The organism is Oerskovia sp. PE-21s, assembly GCF_056158145.1.
The window spans coordinates 446,056-461,423 of sequence record NZ_JBUXJM010000002.1; the positions used below are offsets into that span (position 1 = coordinate 446,056).

Consider the following 15,368-nt stretch of genomic DNA (forward strand, 5'->3'; position numbering starts at 1 on the left):
TGACCCTGGCCGCGGAGGCCTCCGACGTCGGCAACCCGTGGATCAACATCGGGATCTTCGCGGCCTTCGTCGCGGTGACCATGGTGATCGTGCTGCGCGCCTCGAAGCAGAACCGGTCCGCCGCGGACTTCTACGCGGGCGGGCGCAACTTCACGGGCCCGCAGAACGGTACGGCGATCGCGGGCGACTACCTGTCGGCCGCGAGCTTCCTGGGTATCTGCGGAGCCATCGCGATCAACGGCTACGACGGGTTCCTCTACTCGATCGGCTTCCTCGTGGCGTGGCTCGTGGCGCTTCTGCTCGTGGCCGAGCTGCTGCGCAACACGGGCAAGTTCACGATGGCCGACGTCCTGAGCTTCCGCCTGCGTCAGCGCCCGGTGCGCATGGCGGCGGCGCTCGCGACGCTCATGGTCGTGTTCTTCTACCTGCTGGCCCAGATGGCGGGGGCGGGCGGTCTGGTCGCCCTGCTGCTCGGCATCTCGTCGACCGCTGGGCAGTCCGTCGTCATCGCGATCGTCGGCGTCCTGATGATCGCGTACGTGATGATCGGCGGCATGAAGGGCACCACGTGGGTGCAGATCATCAAGGCGGTCCTGCTCATCGCGGGCGCCGGGATCATGACGTTCTGGGTGCTCGCGAAGTTCGGCTTCAACCTGTCGGACCTGTTCCAGGGCGCGATCGACAAGGCGGGGCCGGGCGGTGAGGCGCTCATCGAGCCGGGCAAGCAGTACGGGGCGACCCCCATGTCGCAGCTCAACTTCCTGTCGCTCGCACTGGCCCTGGTGCTCGGCACCGCGGGCCTGCCGCACGTCCTGACCCGTTTCTACACGGTGCCGACGGGCAAGGAGGCGCGCCGCAGCGTGGTCTGGGCCATCTGGCTCATCGGCATCTTCTACCTGTTCACGCTCGTGCTGGGCTACGGGGCGGGCGCGCTCGTGGGCCCCGAGGCGATCTCGTCGGCTCCTGGCGGCGTGAACTCCGCGGCGCTCCTGCTCGCGTACGAGCTGGGCGGCGAGATCCTGCTGGGCATCATCTCGGCGGTCGCGTTCGCGACGATCCTCGCGGTGGTCGCGGGGCTGACGATCACGGCCGCGACGAGCTTCGCGCACGACATCTACGCGAACGTCATCAAGAAGGGCGAGGTCAAGCCCGACGGCGAGGTCAAGGTCGCGCGCCTCACGGTGCTCGTGATCGGCGTGCTCGCGATCGTGGGCGGCATCTTCGCGCAGGGCCAGAACATCGCGTTCCTCGTGGCGCTGGCCTTCGCGGTCGCGGCGAGCGCGAACCTGCCGACCATCATCTACTCGCTGTTCTGGAAGCGGTTCAACACGTCGGGCGCGCTGTGGAGCATGTACGGGGGACTGGTCTCGTGCCTGGTGCTCATCGCGTTCTCGCCCGTCGTCTCGGGCAAGGTGGACCCGGTCACGGGCGCGAGCCTGTCGATGATCAAGGACACGAGCATCGACTTCGCGATCATCCCGCTGGAGAACCCGGGCCTGATCTCGATCCCGCTCGCGTTCCTCCTGGGAGTCCTGGGGACTTTCCTGAGCAAGGAGACGTCGCACCCGGAGAAGTTCGCCGAGATGGAGGTCCGTTCGCTCACGGGCGCGGGCTCGGAGAAGGCGGTCGTGCACTAGGGGCGTGCGCGCCGGGTGTGCAGCTCGGGTCGTCGCGGACTCCCGCGGACAGCCCGAGCTGCACGCTCGGCGAGGCCCGGTAATGCGCTCGCGTCCGGCCTGCCGCACGTCCTAGGGTCCGTGGCATGCACCCTGAGACGTCCCTGCCCGACGGCGCCGCTCGCCTCGGCGCGTCCGCTCCCGTCCTCGTCGTCACCGGCGCCATGGCCTCTGGGAAGTCGACGGTCGCGCAGGCTCTGGCCGGCTCCTTCCCCCTCGCTGCGCACGTGCGTGGTGACATGTTCCGCCGCTTCGTCGTGAGCGGGCAGGCGTCGATGGACCCGCCGCTCTCCGCCCGCGCCCGCGCCCAGCTCGAGCTGCGGCACGAGCTCGCGGCCCGCGCCGCCGACACCTACGCTGCGGCGGGGATCACGGCCGTGGTCCAGGACATCCTGCTGGGGCCCGACCTGGCCCGCTTCACGGCGAGCCTGCGCACCCGGCCGCGCTACGCCGTCGTGCTGGCGCCCAGCGCCGCGGCCCTCGCCGCCCGGGACGCCGCCCGGCACAAGCAGGCGTACGGCGCGTGGACGCCCGACGAGTTCGCCGCGTACGCGCGCGAGACCCCGGGCGGCCTGCACCTCGACACGACCGGGTGGACCGTCGCGGAGACGGTCGCGCAGATCCTCGACCGCCTCGACGAGGCCCGCGTCGACGACGCGGCCTGAGGCGAGCGCCACGCCGCCCGGCAGGCGACCGCGCGAGGTGCCGCTAGGCCGGTCCGGCGCGCGTGACGGGTGTGGTCGACGTCCAGATCGGCTCCGTCGTGATGTGCGTCAGTCGCCAGCCGGCGTCGGTCCTGCGCGCCCTGAGCCGGTAGACCGCTCCGAGGGTGACGGGTCTGTCCGCCTGCGGCTCGCGTCGGGCGAACGTGGCGACCACGTTCGCCCGGACCTCTGCGTGGTCGGGTGCGAGATCGACCAGGACGTTGCCGACGAGGTGCTGGACTCCGTCCTCCGGCCGGTGGTTGCGCGCGGCCTGGGCGACGACTGCGTCGATCCCCTGCGCGGTTCCACCGGGGGTGCTGGCGTGCGCGTCCGGGACGAGCAGGTCTCGGAGCCGGTCGGTGTCGCCGTCGTCGAGCGCGGCCGTGAGCCGGGAGACGAGGCGTGCGACGTCCTCGCGGTCGAGCAGCCCGCGCAGGGCGTCGTGGTGCGTGGCGGGAAGGTGGGCGTCGTCGTGCACGGGCATGAGAGCCTCCGGGGGGTGGATACCACGGCGAATCGTTGGAGCCCCCAACGTTAACCATTGTTGGTGGTGCCCACAATAGGTTGAGCCAACAAAGCGTAGGATCGGGGGATGGAGACCGAGACCGCCCCTGAACGCCTCCGGGAGCTTCCCAGCTGGCTGCTCTCCCAGGCAGCGCTGGAAGCGTCCCGGACCGTCTCGGAGCACCTGTCCGCCGTGGGGGCGCACCGCTCCCACTACGCCGTGCTCGCCGCCCTGGAGGAGTTCGGACCGGCGAGCCAGGCCGCGCTCGGGCGCCGGTGCGGGATCGACCGGAGCGACATGGTCGCGCTGCTCGACAGACTGGCGGCCGACGGTGACGTCGAGCGCCGACCCGACCCGTCCGACCGGCGCCGCAACGTCGTCACGCTGACCCCCACGGGGGTGCGACGGCTCGACGAGCTCGGCGCAGCGCTCGGCGACGCGCAGGACGCCCTCCTCTCGTCGCTGCCGGGCAAGGACCGCGACGTGCTGGTCGCCCTGCTGCGCGAGCTGGTCACCGGGCACGCCGCGCGCCGCTAGGGTCCCGGGCTCTGTGCCCTGGGCGCCCGCCCCCGCGCCCCGGCAGGCAACCGCGCGAGGTCCGGGTCACGATGGGAGGCATGAGCACCGACCCACGCACCCAGGCCACCCCGGACGAGACCTACGACGTGATCGTGATCGGTGGTGGGCCCGTCGGCGAGAACGCCGCCGACCGTGCGAGCCGCACCGGGCTGAGCGTCGCCGTGGTCGAGGCCGAGCTCGTCGGAGGGGAGTGCTCCTACTGGGCGTGCATGCCGTCCAAGGCGCTGCTGCGCCCCGGCGCAGCCCTCGCGGCCGCCCGCGCGGTCCCGGGAGTCGCGGCCGACCCGGTGCTCGACCCGGCACCGATCCTCGCGCGCCGCGACGAGATGGTCTCGCACTGGGACGACTCGGGGCAGGTCCAGTGGCTCGACGGCGCCGGGATCTCGCTCGTGCGCGGCCTGGGTCGGCTCGTCGGGTCGAAGCTCGTCGAGGTCAGCCCCGAGGACCCCGACGCCGACGTCGACGACCTCCCCGAGACCCGCCTGCTCGCCGCCCGGCATGCCGTGATCGTCGCGACGGGCAGCGTGCCCGTCCTGCCCGACACCCCGGGCCTGGCCGAGACCGACCCGTGGAGCAGCCGCGAGGCCACGAGCGTCCAGGACGTCCCGACCTCGATCGTGATCCTGGGCGGGGGAGTCGTGGGCGTCGAGATGGCGACGGCGTTCCGCGACCTGGGTTCGGAGGTCACGCTGCTCTCGCGCGGACGCCTGCTCGGACGCTCGGAGCCCTTCGCGAGCGAGGCCGTCGCGGCGGGCCTGAAGAAGATCGGCGTGGACGTGCGCCTGGGCGTGAGCGTCACGGGAGCGACGTCCCTGCCCGACGGCGGCGCGCGCCTCGCGTACGACGGTCCGCAGGGCAAGGGGTCGGTCGCGGCGGCGCAGGTGCTCGTCGCGACGGGCCGCGTGCCGCGCACCGCGGACCTCGGGGTCGACGTCGTCGGGCTCGAACCGGGGAAGGCGCTCGAGGTGGACGACCAGCTCGAGGTCCAGGGCGTCGACGGCGGCTGGCTGTTCGCGTGCGGCGACGTGACGGGTCGTGTGGCGACCACGCACCAGGGCAAGTACCAGGGACGTGTCGTGGGCGACGTGGTCGCGGCGCGGTTCGGGAAGGTCGAGCCTGCGGAGGCCGCGGCGGCCGGGGCGGCCGGTGAGGCCCCCGAGCCGTGGAGCCGCTACGCCGCGACCGCCGACCACGGTGCGAAGACGCAGGTCGTGTTCTCCCGCCCTGAGGTCGCGTCGGTGGGGCTGACCGAGGCCGAGGCCAGGAAGGCAGGGCTCACGGTCAAGGCGGTGTCGTACAAGCTCGGGTCGGTGTCCGGGGCCGTGCTCGTCGCCGAGGGCTACGAGGGGACCGCGCAGATCGTGGTCGACACCGACCGGCAGGTGATCGTGGGCGCGACGTTCGTCGGTCCGGACGCGGCGGAGATGCTGCACGCCGCGACCATCGCGATCGTCGGGCAGGTGCCGCTTGCACGCTTGTGGCACGCTGTGCCCGCCTACCCGACGATCAGCGAGGTCTGGCTACGGCTGCTCGAGACCTACGGCCTGTAGCCGCGAACGCCCCGAGCAGCCGCCTGCTCGGTCAGCCGAGCTGGCCGTCCGAGGAGAACACGAGGCCGAGCACGATCTCGCCCTGGAGGAGCGCCGACTTGGTCAGCGGCCCGCCCACGTCGAGGTTCACGAAGTTGGTGATGTTGAGGCCGTAGGTCTCCTCGAGCCCCGGCTGGCAGAAGGCGCGCTCGGGGCACTCCGGTCCGGCGCCCAGCGTGATGCCGCCGGGGCAGGCTTCGGCCAGCTCGCTGAGCGTGGCCACGTCGTGCTCCTCGGCGAAGGCCGTCGTGACGGCGAACGCGTTCTGGTCCTGGGCTGCCGACGGCTCGCCGAAGGTCAGGCCCTTCTGGGCGCCCAGGTCGCGCAGCGCGGTCACCGTGGTGTCGAGATCCCCGCTCGCGAGGGGCTCGGCGTCGGGGCCGTTGATCTCCTTGTTGAGGAACTCGGTGAGCGTCCCCACGTACTCGGGGAACACGCTGAGCTGGCCCGACTCGAGCGCCGGCAGGTACGTCTCGCGCGCGTCGACCGTCTGGACCGTGACGTCGTAGCCGCCCGAGCGCAGGACCGCCGCGTAGATCTCGGCGAGCGTGGTGCTCTCGGAGAAGTTGGCCGCGCCCACGACGAGCGACCTCCCGGTCCCCGGGGTCGAGGTCGCCGCGAGGCCCTCGTCCTCGACGAACTTCTGCGCGACCTGCGAGGACGTCTGCCGGTCCACGTCGACGGCCTTGTTGAGCGCGATGAGCTTGTCGGTGTCGAGCGCTGCGGACACGGTGTCGAGCAGCTCCAGGACGGCGGGCTGGTTCGCGACCGCCGCCGCGTTGGCCGCCGGGATGATGTTGTCGACGGTCTGCAGGTGCTTGTCGTCCTCGAGGACGACGAGCGCGTCGCCCGCTACGGGCTCGCACACGGTGCCGCTCGCGGTGGACGTGGAGCCCCCGGACGCCTCGGTGCCGGAGGATCCGGCCTCGCCGCACGCCGCGAGAGCGACGACGAGGAGGGCGGAAGCGGTCAGGGTGCGGAAGGTGGTGGATCGCCGTGACATGGGTGTCAGGTGCCTCTCGGGTCGTCGTCTCGCACGGACAACCCATTCCACCCCCGGGGGAGGGCACCGGCAACCCGAGGGGTGCCTCAGCGGACGGTGCCTGCCTTGACGCGCAGCGGTGCGGGGGTCACGGCCCGCTGGACGAGCGCGAGGACCGCGTCGACGACGAGGCACAGCACCGCGATCACGACGCCCACCGCGAGGACCTGCCCGTAGCGCTGGTTGGAGAAGCCGACCCGCAGGGGGACGCCGAGCCCCCCGCCGCCGACGAACGCCGCGAGCGTGAGCACCGCGATGACCTGCACGATCGCGGTCCGCAGCCCGGCGGCGATCAACGGCACCGCGAGCGGCACCTCGACGAGCCACAGCGAGCGCTGCGAGCTCATGCCCATGCCACGGGCAGCGTCCTTGACGTCGGGGTCGACCTCGGCGACGCCCGTGTAGGCGTTGGCGAGGATGAGCGGGATCGCGAAGATCACGGCCGAGATGACTGCAGCGCGATTCCCGAACAGCCCGCCTGCCGCGAGGATCAGCAGGATCCCGAACGTCGGCAGGGCGCGCGAGGTGTTCACGACCACGATCGTCGGACCCGCGCCCTTGCCCGAGTGGCCGAGCCAGATCCCTGCGGGCAGAGCGATGAGCGCCGCCAGCAGGACCGCGATCGCGGTCATCTCCAGGTGCTCGCCCGTGCGCACGAGCAGCCCGTCGGGCCCGGTCCAGTTGAGCGGGTCGTTGAGCCACGTCAGGGCTTCCTGGACGACGTTCATGCGGACCGCTCGCTCGCCGCGACGGCCGCCTGCGCGACGGCCGCCTCGCTCGCGACGCGTCCCGTCGAGCGGTCCGTCGAGCCCGGCGCACGGGTCCGTGACCACGGGGTCAGGGCCCGGCCCAGGAGCAGGAGGAGCAGGTCGAGCACGACCGCCAGCAGCAGGCACAGCAGCGTCGCCGTCATGATCTGGGCGTTGTAGCTCGACCGGAAGCCGCGGAACATCAGGGTGCCCAGCCCGCCGTACCCCGCCACGAACCCGACCGTGACGAGCGCCACGGTCGAGACCGTCGCGAGCCGTACCCCGGTCATGATGCTCGGCAGCGCGTTGGGGATCTCGACCGAGGTCAGCAGCCGCGTGGGACCGTAGCCCAGGCCCTTGGCCGCGTCGCGCACGTCGGGGTCGACGCCCTGCAGGCCCACCAGGATGTTGCGCACCAGGATGAGCAGGGCGTACATCACGAGACCGATGAGCACGGGCGTCCGACCGATCCCCGTGAACGGGACGAGGATCGAGAACAGTGCGAGCGAGGGGATCGTGTACATGACGCCCGTCGTGCCGAGCACGGGGACCGCGAGCCAGCGCACGCGGTGCGCGAGTGCCGCGAGCGGCAGGGCGATGACGAGCGCGATGAGCACGGCCTGGATGGTGATCGTCGTGTGCTCGACGAGCGCCTGGGAGATCTCTCCCCAGTTGTTCTGGACGTAGCTCCACGAGAACCACGGGTTGGGCGGCATGCCGTCGAACCTATCCCGAGCCACCCACCGCTCGCGCGACGGGGTGGCGCGCCAGGTAGCGTCGAGGCATGGCGAGCACCCCGACCGGCACCACCGAGGCCACCAGAGCGTTCCCGACGATCACCGACGAGGCGGCCATCGTGTTCGACGGCGTCCGCAAGGAGTACCCCAACGGGACCGTCGCGGTGGGCGGCCTGTCCCTGAGCGTGCGCGAGCACGAGATGCTCGCGCTCGTCGGGCCCTCGGGCTGCGGGAAGTCCACGACGCTGCGCATGACCAACCGCCTCGTCGAACCCTCTGCCGGGCGCATCCTGCTGAGCGGCGAGGACATCACGCAGGGTGACCCCGTGGCCCTGCGGCGGCGGATCGGGTACGTGATCCAGAACGTCGGCCTCTTCCCGCACCGCACCGTCGCCCAGAACGTCGCGACAGTCCCCGGGCTGCTCGGCTGGGACAAGGCGCGCACGCGCTCCCGTGTCGGCGAGCTGCTCGAGCTCGTCGGCCTGGCCCCCGACACCTACGCCAAGCGATACCCGCACGAGCTGTCGGGCGGCGAGCGCCAGCGCGTCGGCGTGGCCCGGGCGCTCGCCACCGACCCGCCGGTCCTGCTCATGGACGAGCCCTTCGGTGCCGTCGACCCCGCAGGGCGGCGCCGGCTCCAGACCGAGTTCCGGCGCATCCAGCGCGAGCTCGGGACCACCGTGCTGTTCGTGACCCACGACATCGACGAGGCCGTCCATCTCGCCGACCGCATCGCGGTCTTCAGCTTCGGCGGGCACCTCGAACAGCTCGCCGAGCCCCTGTCCGTCCTGGCGCACCCCGCGAGCGACGCCGTCCGGGAGTTCATCGGGGAGGGCGCGCCGGTCCGCATGCTCGGGCTGGCCATGGTGCAGCGCGCGGACCTCGAGGGCGTGGACCTCATCTCCGCGCCCGCCCCCGACGCGATCCGCCTGGGCGCGCCGCTGTCCGTCGCCTTCGAGGCGATCGCGGCGCTGCCCGGGGCCGCGATGGGCCGGGTGCCCGTCGCGGACGAGGCGGGCGACGTCGTCGGGTCCCTGACCGCGGACGGGATCCTCGCCGCCCTGCGGCGCACCGCGGACGCCGCCGCGGTCTAGCGGGCGCGACGGAGATCTCACCGCCCGCGCGTGTACGGCGCGCGCGGGGCGTCTAGGCTCGTACGCGTGACCACCACCGCGCGCATCGCCATCGCCACATGCTCCGTCCTGCCCCGCCTCGACCCCGACGACGCCCCCCTCGTGGGAGCGCTTGCCGCCCGGGGCATCGAGGCCGTGCCGTCGGTGTGGGACGACGAGTCGGTCGACTGGACGTCGTTCGAGGCGGTCGTCGTGCGCTCGGCCTGGGACTACGCGCCGCGCCGCGACGAGTTCGTCGAGTGGGCAGAGCGCGCGGGTCGGGTGCTGAACCCCGCCGCGGTCATCAGCTGGAACACCGACAAGCGCTACCTCAAGGAGCTCGAGGAGCAGGGCGTCCCGGTCATCCCGACGCTGTGGCTCGACCCGAGCCAGAACCTGTCCTCGCGCGCCATCCACACGCGCCTGCCCGCGCAGGGTGACTTCGTCATCAAGCCCGTCGTGAGCGCCGGGGCCAAGGACACGGGCCGCTACCAGTCGGGGGAGGCGCACTCGCGCGGCCTCGCGATCCAGCACGCCAAGAACCTCCTCGCCTCCGGGCGTCAGGTCATGGTCCAGCCGTACGTCCGCAGCGTCGACACCGCGGGGGAGACGGGGCTCGTCTTCATCGACGGCGAGTTCTCGCACGCCGTGCGCAAGAACGCGCTGCTCACCGGCCCGCACCGTCCCACCCAGGGCCTGTACAAGCAGGAGGAGATGAGCCGCTTCGAGGCCAGCCCCGAGCAGCTCGCGGTCGCCGAGCAGGCGCTCGCGGTCGCCGCCAGGGCGGTACCGGGGCAGGAGCCCAACCTCTACGCTCGCGTCGACCTGGTCAACGGCGACGACGGCGCCCCCATGGTCATCGAGGCCGAGCTCACCGAGCCCTCGCTCTTCTTCTCGCTCGGCAAGGGATCGCTCGACCGCTTCGCGGACGCGGTGGCGCGGCGGCTCGTGGCGAGCCCCGAGGCCTGACCGCCCGGGCCTGACCGACCAGGCCCGACCGTCCGGCCCTCGACCGGCAGGCGCTCGTCACGGCTCCCGACCCCGGACGTGATGAAGGCCCGACGAGCTGTGCTCGTCGGGCCTTCACCATGCCGGGAGATTCTTGCCGGGTGATCTGCCGAGCTGGTCGTGCTGGTGCTGCTGTGGTGCTGCGTCAGGCGTTGACGACCTCAGGGGTGGGGTTCGCGGTGCCGACGCTCAGGGCGGGGGCTGCTCCGATGCGGCGCAGGGCGTAGCCGAGGAGGCCGAACAGGACACCGAGGCCCATGACCAGTGCGCTCACGCCGTAGGAGACGACCGAGGTGAAGAGCGAGGCGCGGAGGAACGAGCCGTTCATGACCGTCGCGCGGGTCGGGTCTTCCTTGTCGAGCTCGGCGTAGGTCTTGCCGTCGCTCATCTTGAGCGCGTGCTCGTTGATGATCTCGGCCTGGGCGTAGGCGCTGAAGGGGCCGCGGACCGGCGAGCCGGCGAGCATCGAGGCGTCCTCGGAGACCGTGATCTTCTCGGCGGCCAGCTGCGAGGTGATGGTGGCCCAGGTGGCTGCGCCGGCGAGCAGCAGCACGAGGCCTGCGATCATCGTGACGAGGCCGATGAGGCGGACGGAGCGGGCGGGACCAGCGGTGCTGGTGCTCATGGTGTGACTCCCAGAAGAAGAGGTCGAGGCGACCTGAGATGAGGTGCGAAAGGATCGAACTTCGTTGCGATCCCTATGCTGGGAGCGCTTCGATAAGTCGACCCTACAGACCTTGTGAACGTCTTCACAAGCGAGTTTCTGTGGCCTCCGTCACGCGGAGATGACAGAGTGTCAATGTCGAGAAAAGTGGTCGGACGGGCCGATCGCGAGCGTAGGGCCGAAGGTTCCCCACCCCCGGGACGAAGGTCCCGACCGGCACCAGAACCGGCCCACGAGCACCGGGAGAACGGCATGGGACGCGACACCAGTGCCCTGCGGGACGAGCTGGAAGCCGTCGAGGCGGCCTGGGGGCGGGCCATGGTCGCCAACGACGCCGACGCGATCGGCCGGTTCATGACCGACGACTGGCAGATCGTCGGCGAGGACGGCGCCACGGCCCGCGAGGACTTCCTGGCCCTCGTCCGCTCGGGGGACCTCACGCACGAGTCGATGGGCAAGATCACCGGGAGCGTGCGCTCGCTCGGTGACGTCGCCGTGCTCGTCGGGCGCGGCACCAACACCGGTCACTACCAGGGCCAGGCGTTCAGCTCCGACGAGTGGATCACCGACGTGTTCGTCCGGGGCGCCGACGGGTGGCGGTGCGCCCACACGCACCTCACCGCGGCCCGCGGCGCGTCCTGACGCACGGCCGCCAGGTGAGCACCCACGGCGTTCTGCGCGCCGTCGGACTGCGGCCGACGCCCTCCCTGCGGATGCCCTTGGAAGCTGCGGGCAGGGGCTGTCATGCTTGCGCCTGCACGAGTGACCACCAGGAGGGCTCGATGAGCGACACGATCGCCTGGCTGCGGACCGCTGTCGGTCGCATCCAGGAAGGGCAGGCGCCCCACCACTTCGACACCCGGCACCTCGACGAGCTGGGGGAGGGGTGGGGCGGGCTCGAGGACGTCCCCCGCGTCCTCGAGGCTCTTCTGAGGGCGACGCGAGGACTGTCGGCCGACTGCCGGGTCGCCCTGGCCGTACCTCTGGCCGGGGCCGAGAACCCGCCACAGGACAGGCCCGAGCTTCACGACCTCGTCCTCGACGAGCTCGAGCCGCCGTCGATCTACGTCCTCGGCGAGAAGCACTTCCTCCAGGGGCCTGACATGAGCGACCGCCTTCACCTCCCGTACCCGACCACGCCGTGGGGACCGCCCGGCGACGTCCACGTCGAGCTCGTCGCCCGGCGTGACCGTGAAGCAGCCGAGCAAGGGTGGGGCTGGGTGAGCACCCTGTGGGTCCACGTGCGCCCAGCGGCGCTGGCCTGACCCTCGCCAAGCCGTGCTCGAGCGCCCACGGAGCGCGGCGCCGTCGGGCCTAGGGGGTCCAGTCCGGGCGCAGCGGGAAGCCCGACGCCCCACCCGGCTCGGGGCGCACCGCGAGCACCTGGTGGAGCTGGATCTCGTTGCGCTCGAACGCGAGCCGCGACCCCGCCATGTACAGGCCCCACACGCGGGCCGTGCCGATCCCGACGTCGGCCACGCACTCCTCCCAGTGCCGCGTGAGGTTCGCGCCCCACTCGCGCAGCGTCATCGCGTAGTGCTCGCGCAGGTTCTCCTCGTGCCGCACCTCGAGACCCACGTCCTGCATGGTCGAGATGATCCGGCCCGAGCCCGTGAGCTCGCCGTCCGGGAAGACGTACCGGTCGATGAAGCCGCCCGCGCGGGGACGGGCCGTGTTGGTCGGGCGAGTGATCGAGTGGTTGAGCAACCGACCGCCGTCGCGCAGACGACCCTGGAGGAACGTGAAGTACGCGCGGTAGTTCGCGACCCCGATGTGCTCGGTCAGCCCGATCGAGCTCACGGCGTCGAAGCCGCTGTCGGTCACGTCGCGGTAGTCGCCGTACCGGACCTCCGCGAGGTCGCCCAGCCCCTCTGCCTCGATCCGGGCCTGCCCCCACTCGGCCTGCTGCCGGGACAGCGTGACCCCCAGCGCGTGCACCCCTGCACACGCCGCGTGCCGGACCATGCCGCCCCAGCCGCACCCGACGTCGAGCAGGCGCATGCCCCTGCGCAGGCCCAGCTTGCCCGCGACCAGCGCGTACTTGTGCTCCTGCGCCTCCTCGAGCGTCGCCTGCGACGTGGGGAAGCACGCGCACGTGTACGTCATCGACGGCCCCAGGACGTGCTCGTAGAACGTGTTCGAGACGTCGTAGTGGTGGCTGATCGCCTCGGCGTCGCGCTGCCGAGAGTGCCGCAGCCCCTCGGTGAGCCGGCGCAGGCGCGACAGGTGCTCCTCGGGCGGTGGCTCGGGAGGCCGCAGGACGCCCAGGCCCAGACCGCGCGCCCACCGGGCCACCTCGACCGGGCTCGGACGGCGCAGCCGCAGCCCGTCGGCGGCAGCCCGGAGCAACGGGTACGGGTCCCCGCCCGGCACCCCGTCCACCTGCAGGTCGCCCGCGACGTACGCGCGGCCGAGCCCCAGCCCCCCGGGCGACGTCGCGACGTACCGCAGGCCCCGCTCGTTCGCCAGGTGCACGTGGAACGGGGCGTCGGCCGGACCTGCGCTGGACCCGTCGTACGCACTGAAGCCGAACGGCAGCGGGCCGTCCGCCAGCTCGTCGAGGACCTCGGCCACCGCGATCTGCGTCATGCTCCCTGCACCGCCTTCTCGTAGAGCGTCGGCGTGCGTCCCGCCGGGTCGTACCGGTCCTTGACCGCCGCGTAGTCGATGCCGCCGTACAAGGTGTCGAACGTCTCGCGCCCGTACGTCGAGGTCGAGTAGAGCGACTTGTGGCCGTGCCGCACCGCGACCGCCATCTCGATCAGGCGGTTCACGTCGCCGTCGCGCCCGCCCTCGGCGATCGGCACCCCGCCCCAGAAGCCCACGTTGACGTACACGCGGTGCGGTTCGAGCGGGTACAGGGGCCACGGCTCGGGCGACGCGAGGCGCAGCGGGCACAACCACACCGGCGTCATGGGGACGTGGCCCGTGAACCACGCCATGAAGCTCTCGAGCTGGTCGAGCGGCACCTCGACGTCCTGGACCACCCGCTCGTTGCGGGGCCGACGGCGAAGGTCGGCGAGCCGGCCCGTGAGGTCCAGGCGCTCGTCGAGGCCCACGATCCGGCGGTAGACGTCCGAGCGTCGCCACCGCCGCGGCCACAGCCTGCGCACCACCGGGTTCTGCACCCCGAACGCGCGCGAGCACCAGAACCAGTCCGTGTCCCAGCGCCACAGGTAGTCGTGCGTGCTCAGCACGTCGAGCGGGCGCTCGCGCACCGAGAGGTAGTAGATGCGCTGGCCCGTGTAGTCGCTCGGTGCGGGCGCGAGCGACCGTGCCTCCTCGCGCGACGCGAACCGGCCCAGGCACAGGTACACCTCGCCCGGGGCGAACAGGACACCGTCGCAGAAGTCGACCCGCTGCCCCTCCCACGAACCGTCCGCCGCGATCTTGCCGACCGCCGCGGCGACCTCCGCGACCGAACCGAAGCGCACGTTGCGGACCGCGACGAACGGCTCGCTCCGGTCGAGGCGCAGCCGCACGCGCGTCGCGTACCCGAGGGTCCCGTACGAGTTGGGGAACGCGTGGAAGAGGTCGGCGCGCTCGCCCGTGGGCCTGGCCGTGACGAGCTCGCCGGCCGGCGTGAGGACGTCGATCTCGAGGACGGCCTCGTGCGGCAGGCCGTTGCGCAACGAGCTCGACTCGATGCCGAGCCCTGCCAGGGCGCCACCGACCGTGATGGTCCGCAGCTGCGGGACGACGGTGGGGACCAGCCCGTGCGGCAGCGTCACGGCGACCAGGTCCTCGTATGCGCACATGCCCTGCACGTCGGCCGTGCCCGCGGCGTCGTCGACCGAGATCACCCCGGTCAGTCCCGACACGTCGAGGCCGGGGCCGGGGGACGGGCGTCGAGGGCGGAACAGGTTCGTCGTCCGCTTCGCCAGGCGCAACGGGCGGCCGGGGTCGACGGCAGCGGCGGAGCGCACCAACGTGGCCACGGCCTGCGCGTGCTGGTGCTCGCCACGGACAACGGTGTTCGCGGGGGCTGACACCTCACCCACTGTAGGGAAGGCTGGCGAAGCCGCCACCGGTGAGCGGAATCACAGTCGCAGTCGGGCACCTCGCGGGGGTGATGCGGGGGTGCCGGAAGCAGAAGAGGCTCCTCGCGCGAACGCGAGGAGCCTCTTCCCGTGGGGTGAGTAACGGGACTTGAACCCGCGACCCCCTGGACCACAACCAGGTGCTCTACCAGCTGAGCTATACCCACCACGGCCTGCTCGGGTTCCGAGGAACCGTTCTAGCAGCCGTCGAAAAGTGTACCTGGTTTCTGAGGGCTCTCAGGACAGCTTTTCGGCCTCGGCCCCGGCGGGCGCCGAACCGGGGGGCGGGGTGTCTCCCGAGGCGGCTCCTGGCAGGGGCGCGACGATCGTCCCGAGGGTCGTACCGACGCTCGTCGCCTTGATCCGTTCGGCGATCGCCTTCGCGGTCCGCGAGTCCGTCCCGGGCTGGGGCACGAACAGGGCCTCGCGGTAGTACCGCAGCTCGTCGATGCTGTCGAGGATGTCGCCCAGCGCACGGTGGCCGCCCGTCTTGGCCGGGGACGCGAAGTAGACCCGCGGGTACCAGCGGCGCGCGAGCTCCTTGATCGAGGAGACGTCGACGATCCGGTAGTGCAGGTGCCCGACAAGCTCTGGCATGTCCCGCTCGAGGAAGGTCTTGTCGGTGCCGACCGAGTTCCCCGCGAGCGGGGCCTTGCCGGGCTCGGGCACCCAGGTGCGGACGTACTCCAGCACGCGGGCCTGCGCGTCGGCCATGGTCGTGCCGCCCGGCAGCTCCTCGAGCAGCCCCGAGGTGGTGTGCATCTCGCGGACGAAGTCACCCATCTGCTCGATCGCCTCGTCCGGCGGGGTGATGAGGACGTCGACCCCCTCGCCCAGGACGTTCAGCTCGGAGTCGGTGACGACGGCGGCGACCTCGATGAGCGCGTCGGCGCCCAGGTCGAGGCCGGTCATCTCGCAGTCGATCCACACGATGCGGTCGTTGGTGTTCACGGGGCTCACGCC

Annotated in this window: 16 protein-coding genes and 1 tRNA gene; 8 read left to right on the forward strand and 9 right to left on the reverse strand. The window is 71.9% G+C overall.

What is annotated here, in order from left to right; translation table 11 throughout:
• Positions 1-80: 80 nt before the first annotated feature.
• Positions 81-1,637, forward strand: coding sequence for a solute symporter family protein (locus ACZDYF_RS05040; RefSeq protein ID WP_372440794.1), 1,557 nt, complete (start codon positions 81-83; stop codon positions 1,635-1,637).
• Between the two features lie 125 nt (positions 1,638-1,762).
• Positions 1,763-2,341 (forward strand): AAA family ATPase, encoded by a 579-nt coding sequence (locus ACZDYF_RS05045; protein WP_475054210.1) that lies wholly within the window; start codon positions 1,763-1,765, stop codon positions 2,339-2,341.
• 43 nt (positions 2,342-2,384) lie between these two features.
• Here the strand turns inward: ACZDYF_RS05045 and ACZDYF_RS05050 are convergent, their stop codons facing one another.
• Positions 2,385-2,864, reverse strand: a complete 480-nt coding sequence (locus ACZDYF_RS05050) for a nuclear transport factor 2 family protein (RefSeq protein ID WP_400274768.1) — start codon at positions 2,862-2,864, stop codon at positions 2,385-2,387.
• Positions 2,865-2,972: 108 nt separating this feature from the next.
• Here ACZDYF_RS05050 and ACZDYF_RS05055 point away from each other — a divergent pair, with 108 nt between their 5' ends.
• Positions 2,973-3,422 carry a MarR family winged helix-turn-helix transcriptional regulator gene (locus ACZDYF_RS05055; protein ID WP_475054213.1) on the forward strand — a complete coding sequence of 150 codons (450 nt, stop codon included), beginning with the start codon at positions 2,973-2,975 and terminating at the stop codon, positions 3,420-3,422.
• Between the two features lie 80 nt (positions 3,423-3,502).
• Positions 3,503-5,014, forward strand: coding sequence for a dihydrolipoyl dehydrogenase family protein (locus ACZDYF_RS05060; protein ID WP_475054216.1), 1,512 nt, complete (start codon positions 3,503-3,505; stop codon positions 5,012-5,014).
• Between the two features lie 31 nt (positions 5,015-5,045).
• On the opposite strand, the gene ACZDYF_RS05065 is transcribed toward ACZDYF_RS05060, so the two are convergent.
• From ACZDYF_RS05065 to ACZDYF_RS05075, 3 genes are all read right to left on the reverse strand, one after another.
• Positions 5,046-6,056, reverse strand: a complete 1,011-nt coding sequence (locus tag ACZDYF_RS05065; protein ID WP_475054220.1) for a glycine betaine ABC transporter substrate-binding protein — start codon at positions 6,054-6,056, stop codon at positions 5,046-5,048.
• Between the two features lie 86 nt (positions 6,057-6,142).
• Positions 6,143-6,823, reverse strand: coding sequence for an ABC transporter permease (locus ACZDYF_RS05070; protein ID WP_475054222.1), 681 nt, complete (start codon positions 6,821-6,823; stop codon positions 6,143-6,145).
• A complete protein-coding gene (locus ACZDYF_RS05075) occupies positions 6,820-7,560 on the reverse strand; it encodes an ABC transporter permease (RefSeq protein WP_475054224.1) in 741 nt (246 codons plus the stop codon). Before ACZDYF_RS05075 ends, ACZDYF_RS05070 begins: the two co-directional genes overlap by 4 nt.
• Before the next feature lie 68 nt (positions 7,561-7,628).
• Here ACZDYF_RS05075 and ACZDYF_RS05080 point away from each other — a divergent pair, with 68 nt between their 5' ends.
• Positions 7,629-8,675, forward strand: coding sequence for an ABC transporter ATP-binding protein (locus tag ACZDYF_RS05080; protein WP_475054229.1), 1,047 nt, complete (start codon positions 7,629-7,631; stop codon positions 8,673-8,675).
• A gap of 66 nt (positions 8,676-8,741) precedes the next feature.
• Entirely contained in the window at positions 8,742-9,662 is a 921-nt protein-coding gene (locus ACZDYF_RS05085) for an ATP-grasp domain-containing protein (protein ID WP_475054234.1), read from the forward strand.
• A 184-nt stretch (positions 9,663-9,846) separates the two neighbouring features.
• On the opposite strand, the gene ACZDYF_RS05090 is transcribed toward ACZDYF_RS05085, so the two are convergent.
• On the reverse strand, positions 9,847-10,326 hold the full coding sequence (locus ACZDYF_RS05090; RefSeq protein ID WP_191789227.1) for an aromatic ring-opening dioxygenase LigA: 480 nt from the start codon (positions 10,324-10,326) through the stop codon (positions 9,847-9,849).
• Between the two features lie 291 nt (positions 10,327-10,617).
• Between ACZDYF_RS05090 and ACZDYF_RS05095 the strand changes: the two genes are divergently transcribed.
• The gene (locus ACZDYF_RS05095; RefSeq protein ID WP_475054238.1) at positions 10,618-11,007 is read left to right on the forward strand and encodes a nuclear transport factor 2 family protein; all 390 of its coding nucleotides are present in this window, start codon (positions 10,618-10,620) and stop codon (positions 11,005-11,007) included.
• Between the two features lie 140 nt (positions 11,008-11,147).
• Positions 11,148-11,630 carry a hypothetical protein gene (locus tag ACZDYF_RS05100; protein ID WP_475054242.1) on the forward strand — a complete coding sequence of 161 codons (483 nt, stop codon included), beginning with the start codon at positions 11,148-11,150 and terminating at the stop codon, positions 11,628-11,630.
• Between the two features lie 49 nt (positions 11,631-11,679).
• Here the strand turns inward: ACZDYF_RS05100 and ACZDYF_RS05105 are convergent, their stop codons facing one another.
• The 4 genes from ACZDYF_RS05105 to orn all read right to left on the reverse strand — a co-directional run bounded on the left by ACZDYF_RS05105 (position 11,680) and on the right by orn (position 15,317).
• Entirely contained in the window at positions 11,680-12,954 is a 1,275-nt protein-coding gene (locus ACZDYF_RS05105) for a class I SAM-dependent methyltransferase (RefSeq protein WP_475054245.1), read from the reverse strand.
• Positions 12,951-14,357, reverse strand: coding sequence for an FAD-binding oxidoreductase (locus ACZDYF_RS05110; protein WP_475054250.1), 1,407 nt, complete (start codon positions 14,355-14,357; stop codon positions 12,951-12,953). The genes ACZDYF_RS05105 and ACZDYF_RS05110 overlap by 4 nt, the downstream gene beginning before the upstream one ends.
• A 139-nt stretch (positions 14,358-14,496) precedes the next feature.
• Positions 14,497-14,572, reverse strand: a tRNA-His gene (locus tag ACZDYF_RS05115).
• A gap of 70 nt (positions 14,573-14,642) precedes the next feature.
• Positions 14,643-15,317 carry an oligoribonuclease gene (gene orn, locus ACZDYF_RS05120; RefSeq protein ID WP_475054613.1) on the reverse strand — a complete coding sequence of 225 codons (675 nt, stop codon included), beginning with the start codon at positions 15,315-15,317 and terminating at the stop codon, positions 14,643-14,645.
• Positions 15,318-15,368 lie beyond the last annotated feature (51 nt).

Coding starts and splice junctions, on each gene's coding strand:
- ACZDYF_RS05040 (WP_372440794.1), top strand. CDS start 81: ATGGTGATCGTGCTGCGCGCCTCGAAGCAGAACCGGTCCGCCGCGGAC.
- ACZDYF_RS05045 (WP_475054210.1), top strand. CDS start 1,763: ATGCACCCTGAGACGTCCCTGCCCGACGGCGCCGCTCGCCTCGGCGCG.
- ACZDYF_RS05050 (WP_400274768.1), bottom strand. CDS start 2,864: ATGCCCGTGCACGACGACGCCCACCTTCCCGCCACGCACCACGACGCC.
- ACZDYF_RS05055 (WP_475054213.1), top strand. CDS start 2,973: ATGGAGACCGAGACCGCCCCTGAACGCCTCCGGGAGCTTCCCAGCTGG.
- ACZDYF_RS05060 (WP_475054216.1), top strand. CDS start 3,503: ATGAGCACCGACCCACGCACCCAGGCCACCCCGGACGAGACCTACGAC.
- ACZDYF_RS05065 (WP_475054220.1), bottom strand. CDS start 6,056: ATGTCACGGCGATCCACCACCTTCCGCACCCTGACCGCTTCCGCCCTC.
- ACZDYF_RS05070 (WP_475054222.1), bottom strand. CDS start 6,823: ATGAACGTCGTCCAGGAAGCCCTGACGTGGCTCAACGACCCGCTCAAC.
- ACZDYF_RS05075 (WP_475054224.1), bottom strand. CDS start 7,560: ATGCCGCCCAACCCGTGGTTCTCGTGGAGCTACGTCCAGAACAACTGG.
- ACZDYF_RS05080 (WP_475054229.1), top strand. CDS start 7,629: ATGGCGAGCACCCCGACCGGCACCACCGAGGCCACCAGAGCGTTCCCG.
- ACZDYF_RS05090 (WP_191789227.1), bottom strand. CDS start 10,326: ATGAGCACCAGCACCGCTGGTCCCGCCCGCTCCGTCCGCCTCATCGGC.
- ACZDYF_RS05095 (WP_475054238.1), top strand. CDS start 10,618: ATGGGACGCGACACCAGTGCCCTGCGGGACGAGCTGGAAGCCGTCGAG.
- ACZDYF_RS05100 (WP_475054242.1), top strand. CDS start 11,148: ATGAGCGACACGATCGCCTGGCTGCGGACCGCTGTCGGTCGCATCCAG.
- ACZDYF_RS05105 (WP_475054245.1), bottom strand. CDS start 12,954: ATGACGCAGATCGCGGTGGCCGAGGTCCTCGACGAGCTGGCGGACGGC.
- orn (WP_475054613.1), bottom strand. CDS start 15,317: ATGACCGGCCTCGACCTGGGCGCCGACGCGCTCATCGAGGTCGCCGCC.